The 24,160-nt window shown below is 66.3% G+C and carries 22 protein-coding genes; 12 read left to right on the forward strand and 10 right to left on the reverse strand.

Annotated elements, in window-relative coordinates; genetic code table 11:
- Positions 1-41: 41 nt before the first annotated feature.
- From QX070_RS21040 to QX070_RS21050, 3 genes are all read right to left on the reverse strand, one after another.
- Positions 42-971: an aspartyl/asparaginyl beta-hydroxylase domain-containing protein gene (locus tag QX070_RS21040; RefSeq protein ID WP_315738950.1), complete on the reverse strand. Its 930-nt coding sequence runs from the start codon at positions 969-971 to the stop codon at positions 42-44.
- Positions 972-1,193: 222 nt separating this feature from the next.
- Complete coding sequence (locus QX070_RS21045) at positions 1,194-1,349, reverse strand: hypothetical protein (protein WP_315738952.1); 156 nt, start codon at positions 1,347-1,349, stop codon at positions 1,194-1,196.
- 175 nt (positions 1,350-1,524) lie between these two features.
- A complete protein-coding gene (locus QX070_RS21050) occupies positions 1,525-2,217 on the reverse strand; it encodes a PilZ domain-containing protein (protein ID WP_315738954.1) in 693 nt (230 codons plus the stop codon).
- A gap of 674 nt (positions 2,218-2,891) precedes the next feature.
- Between QX070_RS21050 and cpaB the strand changes: the two genes are divergently transcribed.
- The 4 genes from cpaB to QX070_RS21070 are packed head-to-tail and all read left to right on the forward strand — an operon-like array spanning position 2,892 to position 7,226.
- Complete coding sequence (gene cpaB, locus QX070_RS21055) at positions 2,892-3,704, forward strand: Flp pilus assembly protein CpaB (protein WP_315738955.1); 813 nt, start codon at positions 2,892-2,894, stop codon at positions 3,702-3,704.
- 17 nt (positions 3,705-3,721) lie between these two features.
- Positions 3,722-5,191 (forward strand): type II and III secretion system protein family protein, encoded by a 1,470-nt coding sequence (locus QX070_RS21060; protein ID WP_315738957.1) that lies wholly within the window; start codon positions 3,722-3,724, stop codon positions 5,189-5,191.
- A gap of 32 nt (positions 5,192-5,223) precedes the next feature.
- A complete protein-coding gene (locus tag QX070_RS21065; RefSeq protein WP_315738959.1) occupies positions 5,224-5,961 on the forward strand; it encodes a CpaD family pilus assembly protein in 738 nt (245 codons plus the stop codon).
- Positions 5,958-7,226: a CpaE family protein gene (locus QX070_RS21070; protein ID WP_315738961.1), complete on the forward strand. Its 1,269-nt coding sequence runs from the start codon at positions 5,958-5,960 to the stop codon at positions 7,224-7,226. Before QX070_RS21065 ends, QX070_RS21070 begins: the two co-directional genes overlap by 4 nt.
- Positions 7,227-7,358: 132 nt before the next feature.
- On the opposite strand, the gene QX070_RS21075 is transcribed toward QX070_RS21070, so the two are convergent.
- The 3 genes from QX070_RS21075 to QX070_RS21085 form a co-directional block, all read right to left on the reverse strand.
- A complete protein-coding gene (locus tag QX070_RS21075) occupies positions 7,359-8,228 on the reverse strand; it encodes a tetratricopeptide repeat protein (protein ID WP_315738962.1) in 870 nt (289 codons plus the stop codon).
- A gap of 85 nt (positions 8,229-8,313) precedes the next feature.
- Positions 8,314-8,559, reverse strand: coding sequence for a PilZ domain-containing protein (locus QX070_RS21080; RefSeq protein WP_315712872.1), 246 nt, complete (start codon positions 8,557-8,559; stop codon positions 8,314-8,316).
- A 136-nt stretch (positions 8,560-8,695) separates the two neighbouring features.
- Positions 8,696-10,618: an FAD-binding monooxygenase gene (locus tag QX070_RS21085; RefSeq protein ID WP_315738963.1), complete on the reverse strand. Its 1,923-nt coding sequence runs from the start codon at positions 10,616-10,618 to the stop codon at positions 8,696-8,698.
- A gap of 101 nt (positions 10,619-10,719) precedes the next feature.
- Between QX070_RS21085 and QX070_RS21090 the strand changes: the two genes are divergently transcribed.
- Positions 10,720-11,172: a MarR family winged helix-turn-helix transcriptional regulator gene (locus QX070_RS21090; RefSeq protein ID WP_315739133.1), complete on the forward strand. Its 453-nt coding sequence runs from the start codon at positions 10,720-10,722 to the stop codon at positions 11,170-11,172.
- 174 nt (positions 11,173-11,346) lie between these two features.
- Here QX070_RS21090 and QX070_RS21095 read toward each other — a convergent pair whose 3' ends face one another.
- Positions 11,347-12,897, reverse strand: a complete 1,551-nt coding sequence (locus tag QX070_RS21095; RefSeq protein ID WP_409999178.1) for a flavin-containing monooxygenase — start codon at positions 12,895-12,897, stop codon at positions 11,347-11,349.
- A 60-nt stretch (positions 12,898-12,957) separates the two neighbouring features.
- Here QX070_RS21095 and QX070_RS21100 point away from each other — a divergent pair, with 60 nt between their 5' ends.
- Together QX070_RS21100 and QX070_RS21105 are read left to right on the forward strand one after the other, a co-directional pair.
- Positions 12,958-13,683, forward strand: a complete 726-nt coding sequence (locus tag QX070_RS21100) for a hypothetical protein (RefSeq protein ID WP_315738964.1) — start codon at positions 12,958-12,960, stop codon at positions 13,681-13,683.
- A gap of 175 nt (positions 13,684-13,858) precedes the next feature.
- Positions 13,859-14,590, forward strand: a complete 732-nt coding sequence (locus QX070_RS21105; protein WP_315738965.1) for an alanyl-tRNA editing protein — start codon at positions 13,859-13,861, stop codon at positions 14,588-14,590.
- 112 nt (positions 14,591-14,702) lie between these two features.
- On the opposite strand, the gene QX070_RS21110 is transcribed toward QX070_RS21105, so the two are convergent.
- On the reverse strand, positions 14,703-15,194 hold the full coding sequence (locus QX070_RS21110) for an ATP-binding protein (protein ID WP_315738967.1): 492 nt from the start codon (positions 15,192-15,194) through the stop codon (positions 14,703-14,705).
- A 466-nt stretch (positions 15,195-15,660) separates the two neighbouring features.
- On the opposite strand from QX070_RS21110, the gene QX070_RS21115 reads away from it, so the two are divergent.
- The 5 genes from QX070_RS21115 (at position 15,661) to QX070_RS21135 (ending at position 21,180) form a co-directional block, all read left to right on the forward strand.
- Positions 15,661-16,041: a DUF2946 family protein gene (locus QX070_RS21115; RefSeq protein WP_315738968.1), complete on the forward strand. Its 381-nt coding sequence runs from the start codon at positions 15,661-15,663 to the stop codon at positions 16,039-16,041.
- 327 nt (positions 16,042-16,368) lie between these two features.
- Positions 16,369-18,723: a TonB-dependent receptor gene (locus tag QX070_RS21120; protein WP_315738969.1), complete on the forward strand. Its 2,355-nt coding sequence runs from the start codon at positions 16,369-16,371 to the stop codon at positions 18,721-18,723.
- Positions 18,724-18,993: 270 nt separating this feature from the next.
- Positions 18,994-19,266, forward strand: coding sequence for a PepSY domain-containing protein (locus tag QX070_RS21125; RefSeq protein WP_315738971.1), 273 nt, complete (start codon positions 18,994-18,996; stop codon positions 19,264-19,266).
- A 47-nt stretch (positions 19,267-19,313) separates the two neighbouring features.
- Positions 19,314-19,895: a cytochrome b/b6 domain-containing protein gene (locus tag QX070_RS21130; RefSeq protein WP_315739134.1), complete on the forward strand. Its 582-nt coding sequence runs from the start codon at positions 19,314-19,316 to the stop codon at positions 19,893-19,895.
- 262 nt (positions 19,896-20,157) lie between these two features.
- A complete protein-coding gene (locus QX070_RS21135; RefSeq protein WP_315738972.1) occupies positions 20,158-21,180 on the forward strand; it encodes a hypothetical protein in 1,023 nt (340 codons plus the stop codon).
- A 234-nt stretch (positions 21,181-21,414) separates the two neighbouring features.
- Here QX070_RS21135 and ahcY read toward each other — a convergent pair whose 3' ends face one another.
- Both ahcY and metK read right to left on the reverse strand, forming a co-directional pair.
- Entirely contained in the window at positions 21,415-22,836 is a 1,422-nt protein-coding gene (gene ahcY, locus QX070_RS21140) for an adenosylhomocysteinase (RefSeq protein WP_315738973.1), read from the reverse strand.
- A gap of 121 nt (positions 22,837-22,957) precedes the next feature.
- A complete protein-coding gene (gene metK / locus QX070_RS21145; protein ID WP_315738974.1) occupies positions 22,958-24,154 on the reverse strand; it encodes a methionine adenosyltransferase in 1,197 nt (398 codons plus the stop codon).
- Between the last annotated feature and the right edge of the window lie 6 nt (positions 24,155-24,160).

Here is a 24,160-nt window from a genome sequence, read left to right on the forward strand (position 1 = left end):
AGAACGGCGGATTGCATTCCGCCAATCCGTCCTACTCCCCTTCACCGAAACGCCGACACCACGATCGCACCCGCGATCACCACCGTCAGCGTGTACTTCGCCGCGTAGTACACCGTCCGATTCCACGCCTTCACCTTGCGCGTCGCCAGGTGAAACTCGTACAGCTTGCCGAACACCTTGTTCAGCACGCCGACGTGCTCGCCCTCGATGTTCTGGGTCGCAGACGCCTTGACGATGTGGTGGCTGACCCAGCGGTTGATCGCGGTCATGAAACCGAGCTTCATCGGGCGCTCGACGTCGCAGAACAGGATGATGCGGTTGATTTCGGTGGCGTTCTCGGCGCTGTGGATGAAGGTCTCGTCGAACATGAAGGCCTCGCCGTCGCGCCAGACGCAGGGCACGCCGTCGACCAGGATGCGGCACTTGTCGGAGTTCGGCGTGACGAGGCCGAGGTGATAGCGCAGCGAGCCGGCGAACGGGTCGCGGTGGGCGCCGAGCTTGCCGCCGGGCGGCAGCATCGCGAACATCGCGCCGTGGACGTTCGGGATGGCGTTCAGCAGCTCGACCGTCTTCGGGCACAGCGTGCGCGCCGACGGCAGGAAGTCGTCGTACCATTTCAGATAGAAGCGCTTCCAGCCGCTCTTGAAGAACGAGTAGAAGCCCCAGTCGTTGTTGGCGGCGGCGGCGCGGATGAAGCCCTCGTCGAACAGGCGTACCGCCTCCTCGCGGATCTCCTGCCAATTGTCGGTGAGCGTCTTCAGCTCGGGAAACTGCTCGACCGGGATCACCGGCGTGTTGGGCACGGCCGAGCCGGCATACATCAGCACGTTATAGGGGGCGAGATAGGTCGAGTGGTCGCCGAGCTGGCGGGCGAAGCGCAGCCGCTGCTTGCCGCGGAAGTGAACGTAGAGGGTGGCCCCGATCAGGATGTAGAGGCCGATGAGCTGTGGCGCGAAGAGCTGTCTGAGCATGTCCGGTACCCATGATCCGGCCGCTCAGAGCGTGTTGCGCAGAACCGTGTCGCCTTCTGGGCGAGGATTCAGATGGTGCTCTGATGCCGGCCAAGCGCCTCAATTTAGCCGCAAGCGCGGCCGGCCGCATCCCTTCGCACATGGGTTGTGAACGGGAATCGGGGTTGAAAGTTCTACGGCGTGACCCGGCTGCAACAGCCGCCGGCCCCGGCTGCAATCATGCTAAGCCCGCGTCAGCTCCTGCAGGCCCTTGAAGGTCAGCCGCTTGGGGTCCCGGACGCCGGCGAGATACATGCGGCGGATGAAGACGGCCACCGCATCGCGGTCGCAGCCGGTCAGGACGACGATGGCATCCACCGCGGTCTTCTGGGCCTCCATGGGACTGGTCCTCCTGGCAATGCACCCGGCAACGCAAGCTTTCACGATGCCGATTAACATCGCGTTAACCGTGCGGACGGCCGCCAGTTCCCATGCCGCGATTCCCGCCATCGCTCCATACGCGAAACCGCGCAGGCCGGAGCGGCCGCCGTCGAACGCCGCAGGAGCGCCGCCGTCACACCAGGAAGAAGTCCTCGGGCGCCCCGATCAGGCGGTCATCGCCGTGGGCCACGAGCTTCCGCCGCATCGGGCGCGCCGGCGGCGTGATCACCCGCCGTTCGAGCTCGTTGGCGCCTGGCAACTGGTCGACGAAGCGGACGGCGAAGCCGCTGGGGAAATGCCTGATGACGCGGCCGATGCAACTGCCCACCGCCAGCGGCGTGCCGATCTCCGGCTGGATCTCCGCCGACACCGCCGCGCCCGACATCGAGGCATCGATCACGAAGCACGGGATGCAACGGCCGTCGGCGAGCGTCAGCGCCGAATGCGGCGAGTTCGGCACGAAGCGCGCATCGCGGCGGGAGTCGCGGATCGACGGATCCTTCTGCTTCTTCTCCAGCCAGACCAGCTTCTCGGCGAGCTTGGCGCGCTCGGCGCGCGTCATCTCCAGCTCGAGCAGAAAGCCGCCATGCACGGTGTCGCTGATCTCGCCTTCGAACTTGCCGAAGTCGCGGAAATACGAGGTCAGACGATCGCCGACCTTGCCGACCACGGGCACCTCGAGCAGCGCGCGAAACGGCGACACCCGCGTGGTGCGGCAGGCGAAGGATCGCAGCCGTCCTTCCGGGGAATACCAGTTCGAAAGCGTGTAGGACCCGACCGCCTGAATCCTGACCGCGCGCTGCTTCAGGAATCGAGCAACCGACATTGCACGTCTCCCCTCGAACCCATGATGTCCCCGACGATGGCCCGGCCCCCGCCGAGGCACGATATGCCTGTTACAATTTCTGCGTGCATTTTCGGTCGAACTAACTCGAAATGGGCAAAGCCGCCATGCCCCGGACCGTGCGCGCAAATTCTTGAGGAAATCTGAATCCGAAACGGAAATCCCGCTCAACGGAATCGTATGTCCAACCCGTTTCCGCTTTCTGAAAATGCCGGCCCGTCAGATTACGGTGGGGCGCGGCACGTGTTCGTCCCAGGCACGAACGGCTGATCGCATCAGCCGCGGCGCGATCGCGTCAAGACGCACACCGTCTCACGATGAGAGTGCGTTCGCGTTCAACGTGATTAGTCAATGATTCATCCTAACGGGCGACCACCGAGGCGCGGCTGCAACTCACAATTTCATTCAATCGGGTGAGCAACTATCAGCGCGCGCAACCGCGCTGCCAGCAAACAGCTAACACGTTCGCGTCGTTTCGCTATTTGCTCGCTAACAACCTGTTCACCACTTGCGCAATCGGTCCGCACGGCAGCGGCTGCCGCCTATGCTGTTCAATTTCGCATATACTATTGCCGCTTAGTCGTAAGTGAGGGGGACGGCTGTCAGTCGGCTCGCGCGTCGCCCCAGGCGTATGAGTAAGCAAAGTAGTCACGCGTATGATGACCGCACGCATCGTGGTGTTAACCATCGCTCTCGGCGCGGGCGGCGTTGCGGCCTATCTGGTCAGCAATTCCGACGGCCAGCGGCAGACGCCGGCGGCGCCGGTCGTGCAATTGCCGACGGTCGAGGTGCTGGTCGCCAAGAACGACATCGGGCTCGGTCAGGCGATCAAGCCCGGCGACCTGATCTGGCAGACCTGGCCCGAGGCCGCGAGCAACATCTTCATCCGGCGCGGCGACCGTCCCGAGGCGGCCAATCAGCTGGTCGGCACCATCGCCCGCTCGCCGTTCGTGATCGGCGAGCCGATCCGCGAGCAGAAGCTGGTGAAGGCGGACGGCTCCGGCTTCATGGCGGCGATCCTGCCTGCAGGCATGCGCGCGATCTCCACCGAGATCTCGCCCGAGACCGGCGCCGGCGGCTTCATCCTGCCGAACGACCGCGTCGACGTCATCCTGTCGAAGCGCGACAAGAATCCGGACAAGCCCGGTGCCGCCGACTTCGTCAGCTCCGAGATCATTCTCTCCAACGTCCGCGTGCTCGCGATCGACCAGGCGCCGAAGGAGAAGGAAGGCCAGAACACCGTCGTCGGCAAGACGGTGACGCTCGAGCTCAAGCCCGAGCAGGCCGAGACGTTGGCGCGCGCGCGACAGGCCGGCTCGCTGGCGCTGGCGCTGCGCAGCATCGCCGACGTGAACGCCGCCGACGGCAACAAGACCGAGACGCAGCAACAGCAGCAGATGGCGCGACGGGGCAGCGCCATCGAGATCATTCGCTATGGGATCACGAGCTCGCTCACGGCGCAGAAGTGACCGAAAGGACGAGGAAGATGATGGGTGGGCATCAACGCGCAAAATTCGGGACGTGGGTCGTCCGCGCGCTATCGACATCGGCCGTGATCGGCCTCGCGCTCAATCCGGCGCTGACGCCGGTGAAGGCGGCTGACGACAGGCTGGAGACGCCTGTGGTGTCGGTCGGGTCGTCGAAGGTTCGCTTCCTCTCGCTCGGCATCGGCAAGTCCGTGGTCGTCGACTTCCCGCAGGACGTCAAGGACGTGCTGGTCGCCGATCCCAAGGTCGCCAACGCCGTCGTCCGTTCGGCCCGGCGCGCCTACATCATCGGCGCGGCGGTCGGCCAGACCAACGTCGTGTTCTTCGACGGCGAGGGACAGCAGGTCGCGGCCTATGACATCGCGATCAAGCGCGATCTCAACGGCGTGCGCCAGGCGCTGAGCCAGAGCATTCCCGGCGTCAAGATCGACGGCGTCGGCGAAGGCGTGATCCTGACCGGATCGGTGTCGAGCCCGGTCGAGGCGCAGCAGGCCAGCGAGATCGCCGCTCGCCTCGTCGGCGGTGCCGACAAGGTGGTCAACTCGATCGTCGTGCGCGGCCGCGACCAGGTGATGCTGAAGGTCAACGTGTCGGAGGTCCGGCGCGAGATCGTCAAGCAGCTCGGCATCGATCTCAGCGCCAGCATGACCTACGGCACCGCGGTCGTGAACTTCAACAACACCAACCCGTTCACCGCCTATGGCAGGTCGCTGGTCGGCACCAACGGCCTCTCCGCCACCGGCGGCGGCTTGTCGTCGGTCTCGGCGACGATGCGCGCGATGGAGACGGCGGGCGTGACCAAGACGCTGGCCGAGCCCAATCTGACCGCGATCTCCGGCGAATCCGCGACCTTCATCGCCGGCGGCGAATTCCCGATTCCCGGCGGCTATTCCTGCGATCCCACCACGCGGGTCTGCAGCACGTCGATCACCTACAAGAAGTTCGGCATCTCGCTCAACTTCACGCCGGTCGTGCTCAGCGAAGGACGCATCAGCCTGCGGGTGATGACCGAGGTGTCGGAGCTGTCGAACGACAATGCGATCACGGTGTCGTATGCGCTGACCTCGGCCTCGACCTCGTCGGTGACGATCCCCGCGATCCGCACCCGCCGCGCCGAGACCACGGTCGAGATCCCCTCCGGCGGCTCGATGGCGATGGCCGGCCTGATCCAGAACCAGACCAAGCAGGCGATCAACGGCCTGCCCGGGCTCAATCAGCTGCCGGTGCTCGGCCAGCTGTTCCGCAGCCAGGACTACGTCAACAACGAGACCGAGCTGATGGTGCTGGTGACGCCCTATGTCGTGCGCGCCGTGGCGCAGAAGGAGCTGTCGCGTCCGGACGACGGCTTCGCGCCGGCCACCGACTCGGAGTCGGCGCTGCTCGGCCGCATGAACCGGCTGTACGGCATCGCCGCCAGGGTCGACGCGGCCACGGGGCAGCCGGCCGGCTTCGGCTTCATCATCGACTGAGATTGCGGGACGACGGGTACGGGGGAACGATCATGTCGGCAACATCCACACCAGACGGCGGACGCACGCTGCGCCGGATCGGCGCCATCGCGGGGCTGGCGCTCACGCTCGGCGCCTGCAACACCACCACCGGCGAGGTCGTCGCGACGATCCCGGACGACTACAAGATCCGCCATCCGATCGCGATCGAGGAAGGCCGGCAGTCGACCGTCGTCTTCATCGGCAGCGGACGCGGCGGCCTGACCTACCAGCAGCGCGTGGACGTCGCGGGGCTCGCGCGCTCATGGCTGCGCGAAGGCACCGGCGGGATCATGGCGGAGGTGCCGGCAGGCACGTCGAATGCGCGCGCCGCGGCCGACGCCTATCGCGAGATCCGCGCCGTGCTGACCGCCGGCGGCGTTCCCTCGCACGCGATCTCGATGCGCAACACCATGCCCGACGATCCGCGGCAGCTCGCCGTCATCCGGCTGAGCTATCCGAAGATCGCCGCCGTCGCCGGTCCCTGCGGGCTGTGGCCGGACGATCTCGGGCCGAACATCAACAATCCCGGCTACAGCAGCAACCAGCACTATCAGAATTTCGGCTGCGCCACGCAGCGCAATCTCGCTGCGATGATCGACAACCCGGCCGATCTCGAGCAGCCGCGCTCGGAGATGGCCGCCTACACGCCGCGCCGCTCCGCGCTGTTCGAGAAGTACCGCAAGGGCGAGTCGACGGCGGTGGCGTATCCGGAGTCAGACAAGGCCAAGCTCAGCGATACAGGCAAATGATCAACGCGTCCCGTCAGAGCCAGGATGAGCAGCCCGGCCCCACCGGCCCGGCCCTCGACGATCACATCGCGCCGGTCCCGCGCGTCTCGGTGCAGGCGTTCTGCGAAACCGACCAGACCTCGGCCGCGATCCTCGCGGCGAGCCAGGACCGAAGACTCGGCAAGGCGCACATCACGATCAAGGCGGGCGGCATGCCGCGCGCGATCGAGACCTATCACTCGCAGCCGACGCCGAACGTCATCTTGATCGAGACCAGGCCCGGCGGCGACATTCTCGGCGGCCTCGACGACCTCGCCAGCGTCTGCGATCCCGGCACCCGCGTGGTGCTGATCGGCAGCCCGTCCGACGGCGTCGCCTATCGCGAGCTGGTCCGGCGCGGCGTCAACGACTATGTGATCGGCCCGGTCGAGACCATCGACGTGATCCGCTCGGTCTGCAGCCTGTTCTCGGCCTCGGAGGCCGTCATCACCGGCCGCATCATCGCCGTGGTCGGCGCCAAGGGCGGCGTCGGCGCCTCCACCGTCGCCCACAACGTCGCCTGGAGCATGGCGCGCGACCTGACGCTGGATTCCGTCGTCATCGATCTCGACATGGCGTTCGGCACCGCGGGACTGGACTACAACCAGGATCCGCTGCAGGGCATCGCCAACGCCGTGTTCCAGCCGGACCGGCCGGATACGGCGCTGATGGAGCGCCTGCTCGCCAAATGCACCGAAAATCTCAACCTGCTCGCCGCCCCCGCGACGCTCGACCGCGTCTATGATTTCGGCGCCGATGCGTTCGACGCGATCTTCGACACCCTGCGCATGACCCAGCAATGCATCGTGCTCGACGTGCCGCACCAATGGTCGGCCTGGACGCGGCATGCGCTGATCAATGCCGACGACATCCTGGTGGTCGCCGAGCCCGATCTGGCGAACCTGCGCAACGCCAAGAATCTCCTGAGCGTGCTCAAGGCCTCGCGCCCGAACGACCGGCCGCCGCTGTATTGCCTGAACCAGGTCGGCATGCCCAAGCGGCCGGAGATCGACCTGAAGCGCTTCGCCAAGACCGTCGAGGCCGAGCCGGTCGCGATCATCCCGTTCGACTGCAAGCTGTTCGGCACCGCCGCCAACAACGGCCAGATGATCGCGGAGATATCGGGGCTGAGCCGCACGCCAAAACTGTTCCAGGACATCGCGAACCGGCTCACGGGACGGATCGACCACAAGCCGCAGCGCGGCTCGCTGCTGGCGCCGATCGCGAAACTTCTCGGCGCAAAATAGCGCCTTAGATCATGATGCGATTCCACGGAATGGCATCATGATCTCATCTGCTTGTTTGAGCATGATCTCCGCGCAAACGCCTTTGGCGTTTGTCGCGAGGGAAAACCGGTTTCCACTTTTCCGGATCATGCTCTAGTCGTCGGACCGGCTGAGCGCCCGCGCCAGCGCCTTGTCGGGCTCGCCGGCCACCGGACGGTCGCGGCGCGGCGACAGCTCGCGCTGCGCGATCTTGCGGCGCTCCAGGATGCGCTTCACATAGGCGACGCTGGCATTGGCCTGCTCCGGCGGCAGCCCTGACCGCGCGATGCTCTCGGCCTCGCTCATCCGGCCCTGCAGGCCGACGATGACGGCAAGATTGGTCCGGACCCGCGGGCTGGCATCGGGGTGTGCGCTGGCCTTGCGCAACTGCTCCTCGGCCTTGGGCAGTTCGTTGGAGAGCGCGTAGGACAGGCCGAGATTGGACAGCACCGAGGGATCGTCAGGGGCGATCTTCAGCGCCGTCATGTAGTATTGCCGGGCCTCCTCGTTGCGCCCCATCTGGTCGAGCGTGGCGCCCTGCGCCGACAGGATGCGCCAGTCGGGATCCTCGGGCGAATGCGCACGGCTGAGCACGTCGAACGCCTGCTGGAAATTGCCGTTGTCGGCGAGCGCACGGCCGTAGGCCGCCAGCAGCGCCTTGTTGCCGGGGCTGGCGATGCTCGCCTGCTCCAGCACGGCGACGGCCTGCGAGCGCTGGCCGGTGCCGCGCAGGGCGCTGCCATAGCGCAGCGCCACCTCGGGATCGTTGGGATTGGCGCGGAAGCGCTCGCGGAGCTGATCGATCTCGGCGCGCGGGTCGGCAGCGGCAGCGCGGCTCTTTTCGGGATTGCCGCCCAGTGCCCCCGTGACCTCGCTGAGATCGGTGGTCTGGCAGGCGCCGAGACCGAGCAGCACGGCCGTGAACGACAGCGCGAACGCAGCCGGCCGGAGCAGAGGGAGAGAGCGAAGGGGCCGCGTACGCATGCAACTGAACTACTTCGAGACCTGATGATCTGCACGCTGGCAGATTAACCCTAAGGTCCCGTTAAGCAGGCGCGGCCGGCCCGCCTCAATCGATGAATTCGGCGCCGAACTCGCAGCCGATGCGCCAGGCCAGCCGGCACTTGCGCTGGTGGTCGGGCGCGAAGACGATGGTGAACTGCGGGGGAATCTCGACGAATTCGGCGATCACCTTGACGCCGCCGTCGGAAATATCCGTGACCGTGCAGTCCCGCGGCAGGCTGCCGTTGCCGTAGTGAATCTTCGCGATCCTCCTGCACAGCCGACGTTCACTCTTGCGACGGTTCGCCAACATCAACATTTCGACGTCTCACCCACTCAATCGTCCATTCCGGAGACCTCGTTTGTAGCAAGGAAACCTTGGGATCTGACTAGCGCAAAGCCTGGAAATCCGAGGGACGGATTTGGGTTTCGTTTACCATCGGCGTGCCTCAGCGGACCGGCAGCAGCACGCCGTCGAAATACGCCGACAGTCTCCCGACGCCGTCGAGCGGCAGGACGTCGGCGACATACTGATCGGGCCGCACGATCACGATGCAGCCCGCCGCGCGATCGATGCCGCGCATCGCAAAGATGTCCTGGCCGCTCTTCAGATCGGCACAGAACATCTTCTCGTAGTCGATGAGGCCGTAACGCCCCTTCCGCGGCAGCAGCAGCTCCGGCATGTGTTCGATCGCGAGCTCGCGATGCCCCTGCTGGAACACCGCGCGCAGATCGATCACGGAATCGATGTCGGCGCCCGCTTGGGTGTGTCGGCGCACGGGTGAGGCCGAATCCTCGCCGAGGAATTTGCATAGGCGGCGGATGGCGGACTCCGGCGCGGCTGGATCCTCCGCCGCCGCGAACGCAAAGATGCGGAAGCGGCCGTCGGCCTGGACGACATGGCCGAGCTGCACCGGCTTGGCATCGCCGAGCCGGATCACGGGCGCCGAGTGAAAGCGCTTGCCGATCACGAAGCCCGTGGCGAGCGGCTGGAAGGTGTCGTCGCCGGTGAGAACGGAGGGTCGATAGTGCGTGGCGGTGCCCGCCGTGTAGCGGCCGTGACGGACGAAATAGTCCTGGGTCTTGGCCGCGTCGGCGCCGCCCTGCTTGGCGGCGGAGGCAAGAATTCCTGCCCATTCGCGATCGAAATCGATCAGCTCCTGGGCGATGGCCCGCCGCTCCGCCGAATAGCTGTGCAAGAGCTGCGGCGCGCAACGCTTGCCCAGGACGGCGGCGAGCTTCCAGCCGAGATTGAACGTGTCCTGCATCGACACGTTCATGCCCTGCCCCGCCTTCGGGCTGTGGGTGTGGCAGGCGTCGCCGGCGATGAACACGCGCGGCAGCCGCGTTGCGACCTCGGCCTCCGGCACGTCGTCGAACTTGTCAGTGATGCGCTGGCCGATCTCATAGACCGACCACCACGCGACCTCCTTCACCTCGAGCGTATATGGCGCGAGAATGCGCCGTGCCTTGGCGATCACTTCGTCGACGGTGATGTTGCGCCCCGCCACGCGCTCGCCGACCTCGAGCTTGGCAAGCTCGACATAGAGCCGGACGAGATAGCCGCCCTCGCGCGGGATCACCAGCAGGCTGCCGTCCTTGGCGGACTGGATCAGCGACTTGAAGCGGATGTCGGGAAAATCGGTCACGGCGAGCACGTCCATGACACCCCAGGCATGATTGGCGGAATCCCCGTGCAGCTCGCGGCCGATCGCCTTGCGCACGACGCTGCGCGCGCCATCACAGCCGACGACGTAGCGCGCGCGCACCGTCTCCACCGGGCCTTCATGCTCCGGATCAATGCGATCGAAGCTGACGGTCACGCCGTGTGCGTCGACGCCTGCGGCCGGATCGATCCGCAGATCGCGCAGTCGCCGCGCGTAATGCGGCTCGAGCTTCGCGGCCGACCGGCGCATCACGTCCAGGAAGAAATCGTGGACCCGAGCCTGGTTGAGCACGACATGCGGCATCTCCGACAGGCCGTCCTCGACGTCCTGCACGCGACCGCTGCGCGCGATATGCTTGCTGTCTTGGTCGCTCGGCTTCCAGAACGTGGTCTCGTTGATCCAGCACGCTTCCCTCAGCACTTTCTCGGCAAAACCATAGGCCTGGAACATCTCCATGGTGCGGCAGGCGATGCCGTCGGCCTGGCCGAGCAGCAGCCGGCCCGGCTTCTGCTCGACGATGCAGGTCCTGATGTCCGGAAAAGCGGAAAGCTGGGCAGCGAGGTTCAACCCGGCCGGGCCGCAGCCGACGATGAGGACATCGGTTTCGCCCGGTAGCGCGCCTTGCGCACCCTGGCTTGCCACACGTTCGGCCGCGTCGAAGATCTCGGGATCGCCCGGCTGGAAGCCGTTGAGATGAAACTGCACGTGACCACCCTCCCTCGCTGTTCCTTATTGATCAGTATGCTGATCATCAGTATACTTGTCAAGCTCGTGACAGGAGATTCGAATTGACCGAGATGCGGGACATGCCGGGGCACCTGGCGCGCCGGTTTCAGCAGATCGCCGTGGCGGTGTTCCTGGCGGAGGTGGAAGCGGCCGGCTTCGACCTCACGCCGGTGCAATATGCGGCGCTGGCGGCGATCGCGGCCAACCCGGCCATCGACCAGATCACGCTGGCCGGCCTGATCGCCTATGACCGCACCACGATCACCGGCGTGATCGACCGGCTCGCGCAGAAGGGCCTCGTCGTCCGCCGTGCGAGCGCGCGCGACCGCCGGTCACGGGAGCTGTTGATCACCGATGAGGGGAGAAGGACGCTGGAGGCGATCACGCCGGCGGTCGAGGCGGCGCAGCGGCTGATGGTGCGCGGCCTCAGCGAGGCCGAGGCGAACGAGCTGGTGCGCCTCATGCGCAAGGCGATTGCGGCCGCCAACGAACTCAGCCGCGCGCCGCTGCGGGAGGGGGCGGCGGAGCGGTAAGCGCCAAGCAAACTGCTGGTTGCTTACCCGTCATGCCCCGGACCGGTTCCGGGCATCCGCGTTCTTCCAAGCCCAACGACATCGATGGCCGGATCCAGCCCGGCCATGACGATGTGGAGAGAGCCGCCCCAAGCTGACGTCATAGAGGCGAGCGCCGCTCGTGCCCCCCTGCCCTCACGAATACCGCATCACGCCGTCGTCGACCTTGCCGAAGCGCAGCGAGACGATGTCGAGGGCGTAGTTCTGGTACAGCCGCCACGGCCGCTTCGAGCCCTGCTTCGGCAGGTCGGCAACCGCGCGCTGCACATAGCCGGAGCTGAAGCTCAGCGACGGCAGCGGCGTAACGGTGGAATCGTCATTGTGCGGCACGCATTGGCGGTAGCCGTGCCGGTCCATGTAGTTGAGCAGCCGGCACACATATTCGCAGGTGAGGTCGCATTTCAGCGTCCAAGACGCGTTGGTGTAGCCGAGCGTCGCCGCCAGGTTCGGCACGTCGGAATACATCATCCCCTTGTAGTTGAGCGTCTTTGCGAAATCGACGGTGCGGCCATCCACGACGACCTCGATGCCGCCGAGCACCTGCAGCACCAGCCCGGTCGCGGTGACCACGATATCGGCCTCGATTTCGCGGCCGTCGGCGAGGCGCAGGCCGCGCTCGGTGAAGGTCTCGATCCCGGCCGTCACCACCGAGGCGCGCTGCTCGCGAATGGTCTTGAACAGGTCGCCGTCCGGCACCAGGCACAACCGCTGGTCCCACGGGTTGTAGCGCGGCGTGAAATGGGTGGCGACGTCGTAATCGGGACCCAGCGCGGCGCGTACCCCGCCCAGGATCAGCTGCTTCACCCGCTGCGGCTTGCGCCGGCTGAGCTGGAAGAAGTACATCCCGAACAGCACGTTGCGCCAGCGGATCAGGTGATAGGCGAGACCAGCGGGCAGATGCCGGCGCAGCTTGTTGGCGAGCGCGTCCTGCGCCGGGCGCGACACCACATAGGTCGGTGAGCGCTGCAGCATCGTCACATGCGCGGCGGACTTGGCCATCGCCGGCACCAATGTGACCGCGGTCGCGCCGGAGCCGATCACGACGACGCGCTTGCCGGCATAGTCGAGATCCTCAGGCCAGGCCTGCGGATGCACGATGCGGCCCTTGAAATCGGCCATACCCTTGAAGTCCGGCAGATAGCCCGACTCGTAGCGGTAGTAGCCGGAGCACATGAACAGAAAGCCGCAGGTCATCCGCACGGTCTCGACCGTGCCCTGCTCCGTCCGGCGCTCGGCCTCGACGGTCCAGCGTGCGTCCGCGCTCGACCACGACGCGCGCCGGACCCGATGGTTGAAGCGGATGTGGCGGTCGATGCCGTTATCGGTCGCGGTGTCCTGGACATATTTCAGGATCTGCGGCCCGTCGGCGATCGCCTTCGGATCGGTCCACGGCTTGAACGAATAGCCGAGCGTGTACATGTCGCTGTCGGAGCGGATGCCGGGATAGCGGAACAGGTCCCATGTGCCGCCGATCGCGCCTCGCCCCTCCAGGATCGCGAAGTGCTTGCCCGGGCACTTGTGCTGCAGATGATAGGCGGCGGCGATGCCGGACAGCCCGGCGCCGACGATCAGCACGTCGACATGCTCTGTTGACATGAGGTGTTCCTGGCGTTTCCTGGTGCGGCTTTCTTGCTCTGGCTGCGGACAGTCGCAACCCGGCTCGTCGCTGTCAAATCGCCGGCGCATTCGTCGTCGGTCAACCCTCTTTCGCTATCAGCGGGAAACACCCTCGATACGGATCTGGTGATGAACGCTCCCCACCCGCGCGACGACAGGCCCGGCGACAGCGACAGCCGGGACGGCAGTGGCGCGCCGTCGCAGCGCATCGCCCTGGGCTTTTCGCTGTTCGCAATCGGGCTCGCAGCCTGGTCGCTGTTCCCGAGCTTTCCGGCCGGCCAGCTGATCGCGGTCGTCACCGTCATCCCGCTGCTGGCGCTCGTCCTCACCTTGCGCTTTCCCGGCCGGTTCCGCATCGGCCTCGGCTCCGGCTACGGCGCCAATCTCGGCACCGGTTGCATCGTGGCGGCCGGCACGCTCGCCGCGCGCACGCTGTCGGACATCAACCTCGTCGACTGGCTGCCGCTGACGGCCTTCGCGACCGCGGTCGCGATCATTTTCCTCATCGTCGCCGCGCGGTTCGAAACCCAGCTCCGCCGCCGCGGCTGGCGGCTGCTGCTCGCCGCTCTCTTCGTCGCCGCCTATGCGTTCGGGGCGCTTGGTCAGTTCAACACCGCACTCGACCGCTCGGCGCCGGCGCTGCTGCGCAGCCGTGTGCTCGCCAAGCATCTCGGCCACAGCCGGCTCGCCACACATCAGGTGACGCTCGAGCCGTGGGGCCCGTTCGCGAGAGCCACCGATGCACATGTTGCGCAGGCGCTGTACGAAAGGTTGCAGCCGGGCGACACCGTGTGCCTGCGCCTGGGCGATGGCGCGTTTCGCATGCCGTGGTTCACGGTGGCCGCATGCCGTTGAGACCCGGCGCTGCGGCCGAGCCAGGAACGGCCATTTGCGCAGCGCGACGATGCTGCGTATCGTCGTAGCTTCGTGGCCCGCATGAGCGCAGCCATATGCAGGGCCTCACACGCCGTCTCGATGAACCCGGACGTCGTGCCGCTCATCCGGGCTATGCGATTGCGAGCCGTTCTGCATGACCGACTTCCTGCCCCGCCCTTTCGCTGTCGATCGTCCCGACGTGCTGGATCTCGACATCACCGCGCTCGACGCGCGCCCCGGCGCGGTGCTGGTGGCGCGCTCGCCGTTCTATCCCGGCGGCGGCGGCCAGTTGCCGGACCGCGGCACGATCGCGTGGAACGGGATCGTCTGCGTCGTCACCGGGTTCGAGCCGACCGCCGACGGCATCTGGCACCTGATCGGTGATGACGCCATCCCGGAAGGGGCGATCGAGCTGCGCGTCGATCCGGCGTTCCGGCAGCGCATGAACGAGCAGCACACGGTGGCGCATCTCGTCAACAGTGCCGTCTACACGCTGTTCGACGGCGCGCTGCTGACCGGCGTCCGTATGACCGAGACCAACGAGTTCAGCGTCGACTTCGACCTGCCCAAGGTCGCACCGGAGCAGTTGCGCGCGGTGGAGGATGCGGTCAACGCCGCGATCGCCGACGACCGCCCGGTCCGCGCCTTCGACATGGGCTACGACGAGGCGCAGGCGACCGCTGGCCTGTTCCGCGCCAAATCCGTCGCCCCGCCACGCCAGGCCGACGGCCTGATCCGCATCGTCGACATCGACGGCCTCGACCGCCAAGCCTGCGGCGGCACGCATCTGGTCTCGACGGCGCAGGCGCGGCCCATCCGCATTCTCAAGGTCGACAACAAGGGCCGGCAGAATCGGCGCTTCAGGATCGGAATGCAGAGCGCTTAGGAGCGACTTGCAGCGGCTCACGACACGTAGCCCGGATGAGCGAAGCGACATCCGGGGTCTCACGCAGTGTGCCGGTGAACCCGGATGTCGCTTCGCTCATCCGCGAGCGGCATCACGTCCGATGCGCGATCACGTCGAATCCCTCCTCGGGCGTCGGCGCCACGAAGTAGCTCGTGAACAGGTCGAACTCCTCATCGGTCACCGTGAAGGCGTGGCGGCCTTCTGCGTTGCGGGCGCGGAGCCGCGCCTTGCAGACCTCGTCGGGGACGTCGAGGTGATGCAATTGGTGCGACACGCCCGCGGCTTCGAACAGACCGCGCATCCAGGCGCGGCTCGCCGGCGTGTTGGCGGGGAAGTCGAGCACGACCGAAACGCCGGCCCGCAACAGCGCGACGACATGCGGCCCCATCACGCTGCGCAGCCGTGACGAATTGCGCACGTAGTCCGCCAAGCTGCTCTGCTCGCCGGGATAGAGCCGCGCCAGCCAGTCGTCCTCGGCGACCACGACGGTGGCCGAGCGATGGCCGAGCTCCGCGGTGAGCGTCGATTTGCCGGCAGCGATCTTGCCGCACACGAGGTGCAGCGTCGGTTGGTTGGGAGACACGGATACAGACCTCGCATACGGCGCCTCTTCGGGCGCCAAGAGCATTCACAGGCAATTCTCACAGGCAGAAGCGCCCGGCCCGACGGATCAGGCCGGGTCGGTAATTCGGCTGCTGACGGCAGCGCCTGCGATGCGAATGCGGAAGGTCATGAGGCTATATTTGACAGATGTCGCTGACGGCGTCCAGGCCCGGCCGTCATCCGTCGCGAGACCCCGCCGCGATTGAGTTCGACTCGCAAGAATGGCCCGCGCGCGTTTCAGTCGCGCCGGCCGCTCGCGAATGAGTTGAAGTCACTTCACTGTGGCCGAATTGATCCACTGCGACGGGAGTCGAGCCGGCCGCGTGTCGTCCATTGCCAACCGGATGTCCGCTCCTGTAGGTAGTTGCGAGGGACGGGGGCGTCAGTCGGTGGCTCGTCAGGGGCGTCAACTACAAGGCATCGCATCAGGACGACGTGAGGCGCGCATGCGCTCAGCGCGGCGCCGCGCAGCGCTGTCGCGGCTCGGCGGCGCTCTCGTCTGGTTCGCGGCATGGGCCCTGATCTTCCAGTCCGCGCTGGCGCTCTCCGCAATGAGCGCTGCGGTTGCGGCTCCCGACACCGTCGCCATCATCTGTCAGAGCTCCACCGACGGTCCGTCGTCGGACGATATCGGCACTGCGGCCAAGCAATGCGCGAGTTGTCCGTTCTGTGCGCTCGGACGCGGCGTCGCCGTCCCGCACGTACCCGCCGTGGCGCGGCCGATGCCGGTGGTCGTGGCGATCCTGATCGAGCGGATCGACGTCGTTGCGGCGCTCCGGCCCGCGCTCGAACTGCCGGTCGCTCGCGGACCACCGGCGGCCGTCTAGGCCGATCACTCCAGACATCTCATCCCGTCACGATGCGGCCGGTCTCGTCCGCGCGCGCTGTGGGCTGCCGTCCGGCGGTCGCCGCAGCCGTGCCCGCAGCCGCCTCGTCGCGACATGTTCACGGGGCCACGGCGCGCTCGCCGCCGGACGCCTCTCCCATTCCTATTCCGAGATCCCATCATGGACCAATGTTCGACACCCGTCCGGCGGCGGTTGCTCCGCTCAACCACCGTGCTGACATCGCCTGCGCTACTGGCATTCGCCCTCTCGAGCCCCGTGCTTGCGCAGGACCCATCGCGGGCTCGCTCTGCCGCCACGCTGCCGCAGGTGACGGTCACTGTCCCGCAGCCCCGCCCGGCCGCCCGAACGGCCGTCCGCCGCAGGGGCGCACATGCGGCGACGACCAATCCGGCAAGCGCGCCGCCGCCGCAGGCGACCTCATCCGACGGCGTCGCCTCGCCTCCCGGCGCCACTTCGGTTGCGCCGGGTGACATCCTGGCGAAGCGCGCCATCACGAACGACACCGCTGCGCTGTTTGCCGATGTGCCCGGCGTCAGCCTCTATTCGGCCGGCGGGGCCTCGAGCCTGCCGGCGATCCATGGCCTCGCCGACGACCGCCTGCGCGTCAAGGTCGACGGCATGGACACCATCGCCTCATGTCCCAATCACATGAATCCGGCGCTGTCCTACATCGATCCGGCCCAGGTCGCCGCAGCCAAGGTCTGGGCGGGCATCACTCCCGTGAGCGTCGGCGGCGACTCGATCGGCGGCACCGTCGCCGTCAGCTCGCCGGCGGCCCTGTTCGCGGCGCCGGGGCAGAGCCTGCTGACAAAAGGCAGCATCGGCACGTTCTACCGCAGCAACGGCAACGTGCGCGGCGTCAACCTGTCAGCCACCATGGCCACCGAGAACTACAGCGTCAGCTACAGCGGCGCTGCGGTCAAGGCAGACAACTATACGGCCGGCGGCAACTTCAAGAACTTCACCCTGAGGAGTTCGATCACGCCGGTGCTTCCCCTCGATCAGGTCGGCTCATCCGCCTACGAGACCAGGAATCATCTGATGGGCATCGCCTGGAGCAAGGACGGCCAGCTCATCGAGCTGAAGGCGGGAGTGCAGGAGGTCCCCTATCAGCTCTACCCGAACCAGCGCATGGACATGCTGGGCAACGATGCCTACAGCCTCAACCTGCACCATCTCGGCCGGTTCGACTGGGGCGATCTGGACACCCGCCTCTATCACCAGTCCGTCGATCACTACATGAACTTCGGCGGCGATCGGCTGCTCTCGTATGGCACGCTGCGCCCGCCGAACACGACGGGTGCGAGCTATCCGGTCAACGGCATGCCGATGTATACGCGCACCAAGACCAACGGCCTGACCTCCAAGGCCGACATCACGCTGTCGCCCCGCGACGTGGTCCGCGTCGGCGTGGACCTGCAGACCTATCGTCTCGACGACTGGTGGCCGCCGGCCCCCGATTGCGGCGTCGGCAACTGCATCGGCGGCATGGCGCCGCTGACGTTCTGGAACATCAACGGCGGCAAGCGCGACCGGGCCGGCGTGTTCAGCGAGTGGGAGGCGAAGTGGAGCCCGTCCTGGCTGTCGCTGCTGGGCGTGCGGTTCGAACGCGTCGAGACCGACACCGGACCGGTCGTCGGCTACAACACCAGCACCACGCCGCTGACATCGGGGTTCATGTCCGGCATGTACGAGACGAGCTCGGTCGGCTCCCGCGCGGCGTTCAACGCCATGGATCGCTCGCGAAAGGACAACAATGTCGATCTGACGGCGCTGTTCCGGAATACGCCGAGCGCCCATCTCACCTTCGAGTTCGGCGCGATGCAGAAGACCCGGTCGCCAAATCTGTACGAACGCTATTCCTGGTCGCGCAACACCATGGCGCTGGAGATGAACAATTTCGTCGGCGACGGCAACGGTTATCTCGGAAACCCCAATCTGAGACCCGAGGTCGCCCATACCGTGAGCTTCACCGGCGCCTGGCACAGCGCCGACCATGAGGCCGAGATACGGCTCACACCCTATTACACCCATGTGCGCGACTACATCGATGCGGTGCAGTGGAAGGCCGCCACCAACACCGCTGCCGCGCCTGCCGTCGCCAACCAGTTCGTGATCATGAAATACATGAACCAGCAGGCGCGGCTGTACGGCTTCGATCTGTCCGGCAAGGTGGCGCTGGGCAGGACGCCGATCGGCGATTTCGGCCTGAAAGGAGTCCTGAGCTATACCAACGGCAGGAACCTCGACACCGGAGGCGGCCTCTACAACATCATGCCGATCAACGGCAAGCTGACGCTCACGCACCGGCTCGACGGCTGGGACAGCGGCCTCGAGCTGGTGATGGTGTGCCGCAAGTCCGACGTCTCCGTCGCGCGCAACGAGCTCAAGACCCCGGCCTACGGCCTGGTCAACCTGCGCAGCAACTACAGCTGGCAGAAGCTGCGCATCAGCTTCGGCGTCGAGAACCTGTTCAACAAGCTCTACTACCTGCCGCTCGGCGGCGCCTATATCGGCGAGGGCGCATCGATGTCGTTCAACAAGGAGGCCGGCACCGTCGCTGCCACCGGCGGCGGCGTATCGGGCACCGCGACGATGTGGGGCACCGCCGTTCCCGGTCCCGGACGTTCGTTCTATCTGGGTGCGAACCTGGAATTCTGACGCCGGCATTCGCATCTCGCCCTGTCCCGCCAGCGGGACCGGGCGAGAGCGGACGCCAGACGACCACAGTGTCGCGATGAGCAGCGCGAGCGAGACGTAACGTCGCGCATCACACCGTCTGCGATTCTCGGCTGAAAAATCGCGACCCTGGCGAATTTGGAAAAGCTCTAAGAGCAATTCCAGCCGCCGCTCCGTTGACACATCGGGGCGGTTGCCGTCTCCACTGATCCCACGATGCATCGTATTTGTATTTGCTCATTGGAGGGATTGATGAGACTGACCATTGCGGCCGCGCTCGCTGTCGCGTTTGCCGCCATCTCGCCGGCCTTGGCGGACGGCTACAAGGACTGCACCAAGCTCGACAAGGCGTCGTGGAAGCCGGCGGCCGAGGCGGAAGCCAAGGCGAAGGATGCGGGCTACGAGGTGCGCCGCTCGAAGGTCGAGGGCACCTGCTACGAGGTCTACGGCGTCAAGGGCGGCAAGCTGTATGAGCTGTTCTACAGCCCGGAGGATCTCAGCCTGAAGCACACGATCGCCAAGTAGTTGGCGCAAGCGTCGTCCAGCGTGCTGGATGACCTGACGTGAAAGCCATGCACGGCACAGCCCCCAGCGCCAGCCTGAAACACCGGGACGCCGCCGAGACCGTACGGGTCTGGGACCTTCCGCTGCGGCTGTGGCACTGGATGCTGGCCGTGCTGGTGCTCGTCGCGTGGGTGACGCCGAACGTCCATGACGGCCTGCACCGGATCGCGGGCTACGCGATCCTCGGACTGCTTGCGTTCCGCCTGATCTGGGGCATCATCGGCACCCGCCATTCGCGCTTCCGCAGCATCGGCGCCCGGCTGCGCGCGACGCCCGCTTATCTGTGGAATCTGCGGCGCGGCAGGACCGGACGCTATCTCGGGCTGAACCCTGCGGGCACGGCGATGCAGCTCGCACTGCTGCTTCTGCTCATCGTCTCCGTGGTGACCGGCGCAATGCAGGTGACCGTGCGCTTCTTCGGCCTCTGGTGGGTCGAGGACACCCACGAGGTGACGTCATATCTGCTGATCCCGCTGGTGGTGCTGCATGTCGCCGGCGTGGTGCTGGTGAGCCGCCTGCAGCGCGAGAATCTCGCCCGCGCCATGCTGACAGGGCGGAAGCTGCTGCGGCGCAGCTCGCGCACGAGCTGACTGGCCGGCTCAGCCGAGTACGGCGTAGGGCGTCAGCCGGAGGCCCTGCGGTCTCCATCATCTGTCGTCGCCGAACGATCGTTCGCGGCGAATCGCGCCACACACGGAACTCACGAGCGTTGCACGCAGGCCACAGTTCTCGCAAAAGCTGCGCGGGCGCGGAGATGCGTTATTGCGCCGGGCCGTCTTGCACCGAACAATCGCAGGTATCGGATGCCTGACCGCCCCTCACCAGCAGGGGCTCGGATTTGGGGGAGGCCGGATGATGAGCTCGCAGCAGCTTTCGACCCGTGCGTTGTGTCGGTCCGTTGTCCTAATAGCTTGTGCGGCGGCATGGCCCGCGGCCGCCGCCGAGATCGAGGCGGCGACGCCGCCCGTCGTCGCGGAGCCGATCGCGACGTCGCCGCAGCCGACCGCAGCCGAGCCCGCGCTGACGACCGCGTCGATCACGCCATCGGCCGTCCTGCCAGCGGACGAACAGGCCGCGCCCAGCGCAGCGACCGAACCGCCTCGGCCCACCGTCGCCAGCGCCGACCGCATCGAGATCCTCGACGAGTGCCCCGCCATCGATGCCTGCATCGATCGCTATCTGTGGGCGCTGTACGAGCGCGCGCCGAAGCTCGACAAGATCCGCGAGACCGAGCGCCGCGTCGTCACGGTCAAGCGCAAGGGGCGCATGGTGAAGGTGACGCGCAGCTTCACCAAGCTGGTCGACAACGACTTCACCTGGAAGGATCCGAAGGCGGCCGAGCGCGTCGGCCGCAGCATGATGGAGTACGTGATCGGCGGCATGGACCGCGGCTTCAAGCTGAAGCTGTTTCACACCTTGCACGCCGCCGAGGCCGCGGGTCTCGCGCCGGGCATCACCAGCGGCTTCCGCGACGATTATCGGCAGGAGATCGCGAGCGGCCTGAAGGCCGCAAGCAACCGCTCCTATCACGGCGGCAGCCTGCGCGGCGGCTACGGCCATGGACTCGCGGCCGACATCGTCAGCGTCAACGGCGCGACGCGCGCGCAGCGCTGGGTGGCGACCGAGCAGTTATGGAAATGGGTCGACGCCAACGGCAAGAGCTTTGGCATCGGCCGGCCCTATCTCGATCGCGACCCGCCGCATGTCGGCCCGGTCGACGGCGAGGAATATGCCAAGCATCGCGCGCCTGCGGTGAGGGTGGCGGCGGCGGAGACGAAGAAGGGCAAGCGGATCGCCGCGCGACCGGAGCATCATGCGGCAAAGCGCACGAAGGCGGTGCGCGCGTCGGCGCTGGCCTCGCGGCGGACAGGGTGATTGTCACGTACACTGCAGGTGGCAGTATCTCGCTGATTTCGTAGAGCGCACACTCTCTCCGTCATTGCGAGGAGCGAAGCGACGAAGCAATCCAGAGTCGCGCGCGACACCCTGGATTGCTTCGCTTCGCTCGCAATGACGACGTCCCATCTTCGGAGCATCGATGACGACAAAACAAAAGGCCGGGGCAATGCCCCGGCCTTCACCGTCTCCGCCGCGCGTCGCGCCGGATTATCAGTAGCGGTAGTGGTCCGACTTGAACGGGCCTTCCGGCTTGACGCCGATGTAGGAGGCCTGGTCGGGGCGCAGCTTGGTGAGATTCACGCCGATCTTGGCGAGGTGCAGCATCGCCACCTTCTCGTCCAGCGACTTCGGCAGCACGTAGACTTCCTTCTTGTACTTGCCGTCCTTGTTGTTGGCGTAGAGCTCGATCTGCGCCAGCGTCTGGTTGGTGAAGGACGCCGACATCACGAAGGACGGGTGGCCCATCGCATTGCCGAGGTTCACCAGGCGGCCTTCGGACAGCAGGATCATGCGCTTGCCGTCGGGGAAGGTGATCTCGTCGACCTGCGGCTTGATGTTGGTCCACTTCAGGTTCTTCAGCGAGGCGACCTGGATCTCGTTGTCGAAGTGGCCGATGTTGCAGACGATGGCGCGATCCTTCATCGCGCGCATGTGCTCGATGGTGATGATGTCCTTGTTGCCGGTGGCGGTGACGAAGATGTCGGCGCGCGGCGCGGCGTCCTCCATCGTCACAACCTCATAGCCCTCCATCGCCGCCTGCAGCGCGCAGATCGGATCGATCTCGGACACCATGACGCGGCAGCCGGCCTGGCGCAGCGAGGCGGCCGAGCCCTTGCCGACGTCGCCGAAGCCCGCAACCATCGCGACCTTGCCCGACATCATCACGTCGGTGCCGCGGCGGATGCCGTCGACCAGCGACTCGCGGCAGCCATAGAGGTTGTCGAACTTCGACTTGGTGACGCTGTCATTGACATTGATCGCGGGCCACAGCAGCGTTCCGGCCTTCTGCATGTCATACAGACGGTGCACGCCCGTGGTGGTCTCCTCCGAGACGCCCTTGATCGACTTGGCGATACCAGCGAAGTAGCCCTTCGGCTTCTCCTTGAGCTGCTTCTTGAGCAGCGCGAAGAACACCTCCTCCTCCTCGGAGGCAGGCTTGTCGAGGAACGCCGCGTCGCCGTTCTCGGCGCGCAGGCCGAGATGGACGTACATGGTGGCGTCGCCGCCGTCATCGAGGATCATGTTCGGATGGCCGCCGCCATGCCAGTCGAACAGCTTGGCGGTGTAGTCCCAGTAGTCGACCAGCGTCTCGCCCTTGACGGCGAACACCGGAATGCCGGCGGCAGCGATCGCCGCGGCGGCGTGGTCCTGGGTCGAGTAGATGTTGCACGAGACCCAGCGGATGTCGGCGCCGAGCGCCTTCAGCGTCTCGATCAGCACCGCGGTCTGGATGGTCATGTGCAGCGAGCCCGCAATGCGCGCGCCCTTCAGCGGCTGCTTCGGGCCATACTCCTCACGCGTCGCCATCAGGCCGGGCATCTCGGTCTCGGCGAGCGAGATCTCCTTGCGGCCGAACTCGGCGAGCGAAATGTCCTTGACGATGTAGTCGGTGAAACCTGGCTTGGCGGTCATGTGGGGTTCCTGTTTGTCAAAAAACATCATTCCGGGGCGCGTCAGCGCGAACCCGGAATCCATCACTTCGAGATTCCGGGTTCAGCGCTATTGCGCTGCCCCGGAATGACGGCCCTAACAACTACACCGCGCGCTTGAACGCTTCGGCGAGGTCGGTCTTCTCCCAGGAGAAGCCGCCCTCGTTGTCCGGCGTGCGGCCGAAATGGCCGTAGGCCGCGGTGCGCGCGTAGATCGGGCGGTTGAGGTCGAGATGCGAGCGGATGCCGCGCGGGGTAAGGTTCATGACCTCGGCCGCCGCCTTCTCGAGCTTGTCCTCGGAAACCTTCCCGGTGCCGTGGGTGTCGATGTAGATCGACAGCGGCCGCGCCACGCCGATGGCATAAGCGAGCTGCAGGGTGCAGCGGTCGGCGAGACCGGAAGCGACGATGTTCTTGGCGAGGTAGCGGGCGGCGTAGGCCGCGGAGCGGTCGACCTTGGTCGGATCCTTGCCGGAGAAGGCGCCGCCGCCGTGCGGGGCCGCGCCGCCATAGGTGTCGACGATGATCTTGCGGCCGGTGAGGCCGGTGTCGCCATCGGGACCGCCGATGTAGAACTTGCCGGTCGGGTTGATGTGCCAGATCGTGTCCTTGGTGATCCAGTCCTTCGGCAGCGCCTCGCGCACGTAGGGCTCGACGCGCTCGCGCACCTGCGCCGAGGTCATGTCCTCGACCAGGTGCTGGTGCGAGACGACGATCTCGCGCACGCCGACCGGCTTGCCATTCTCATAGCGCACGGTGACCTGGCTCTTGGAGTCCGGGCCCAGCACCTTCTCGACTCCCGAATGACGGGCTTCCGAAATCAGGCGCAGGATCTTATGGGCGTAGAAAATCGGCGCCGGCATCAAATCGGGCGTCTCGTTGCAAGCGTAACCGAACATGATGCCCTGGTCGCCGGCGCCCTCTTCCTTGACTTCGCCCGGCTGCAGCGCGTCGACGCCCTGCGCAATGTCGGCCGACTGCGGATGCAGCAGGATCTCGATGTCGCAGGTCTTCCAGTGGAAGCCTTCCTGCTCGTAGCCGATGTCCTTGATGGCCTCGCGGACGACGTGCTCGATGTGCTCGTTGGTAACCGAAGCCGGGCCGCGGGTCTCACCGGCGATCACGACCTTGTTGGTGGTGGCGAGCGTCTCGCACGCGGCGCGGATCTGCCACGGATCGATGCCGGCCTTCGGCCCTTCGCGGTAGAACAGGTCGACGATCTCATCGGAAATACGGTCGCAAACCTTGTCCGGATGGCCTTCGGACACCGACTCCGAGGTGAACAGATATGACGCGCGCATCAAGCA

Source organism: Bradyrhizobium sp. SZCCHNR1093 (genome assembly GCF_032381175.1).
Lineage (GTDB): Bacteria > Pseudomonadota > Alphaproteobacteria > Rhizobiales > Xanthobacteraceae > Bradyrhizobium.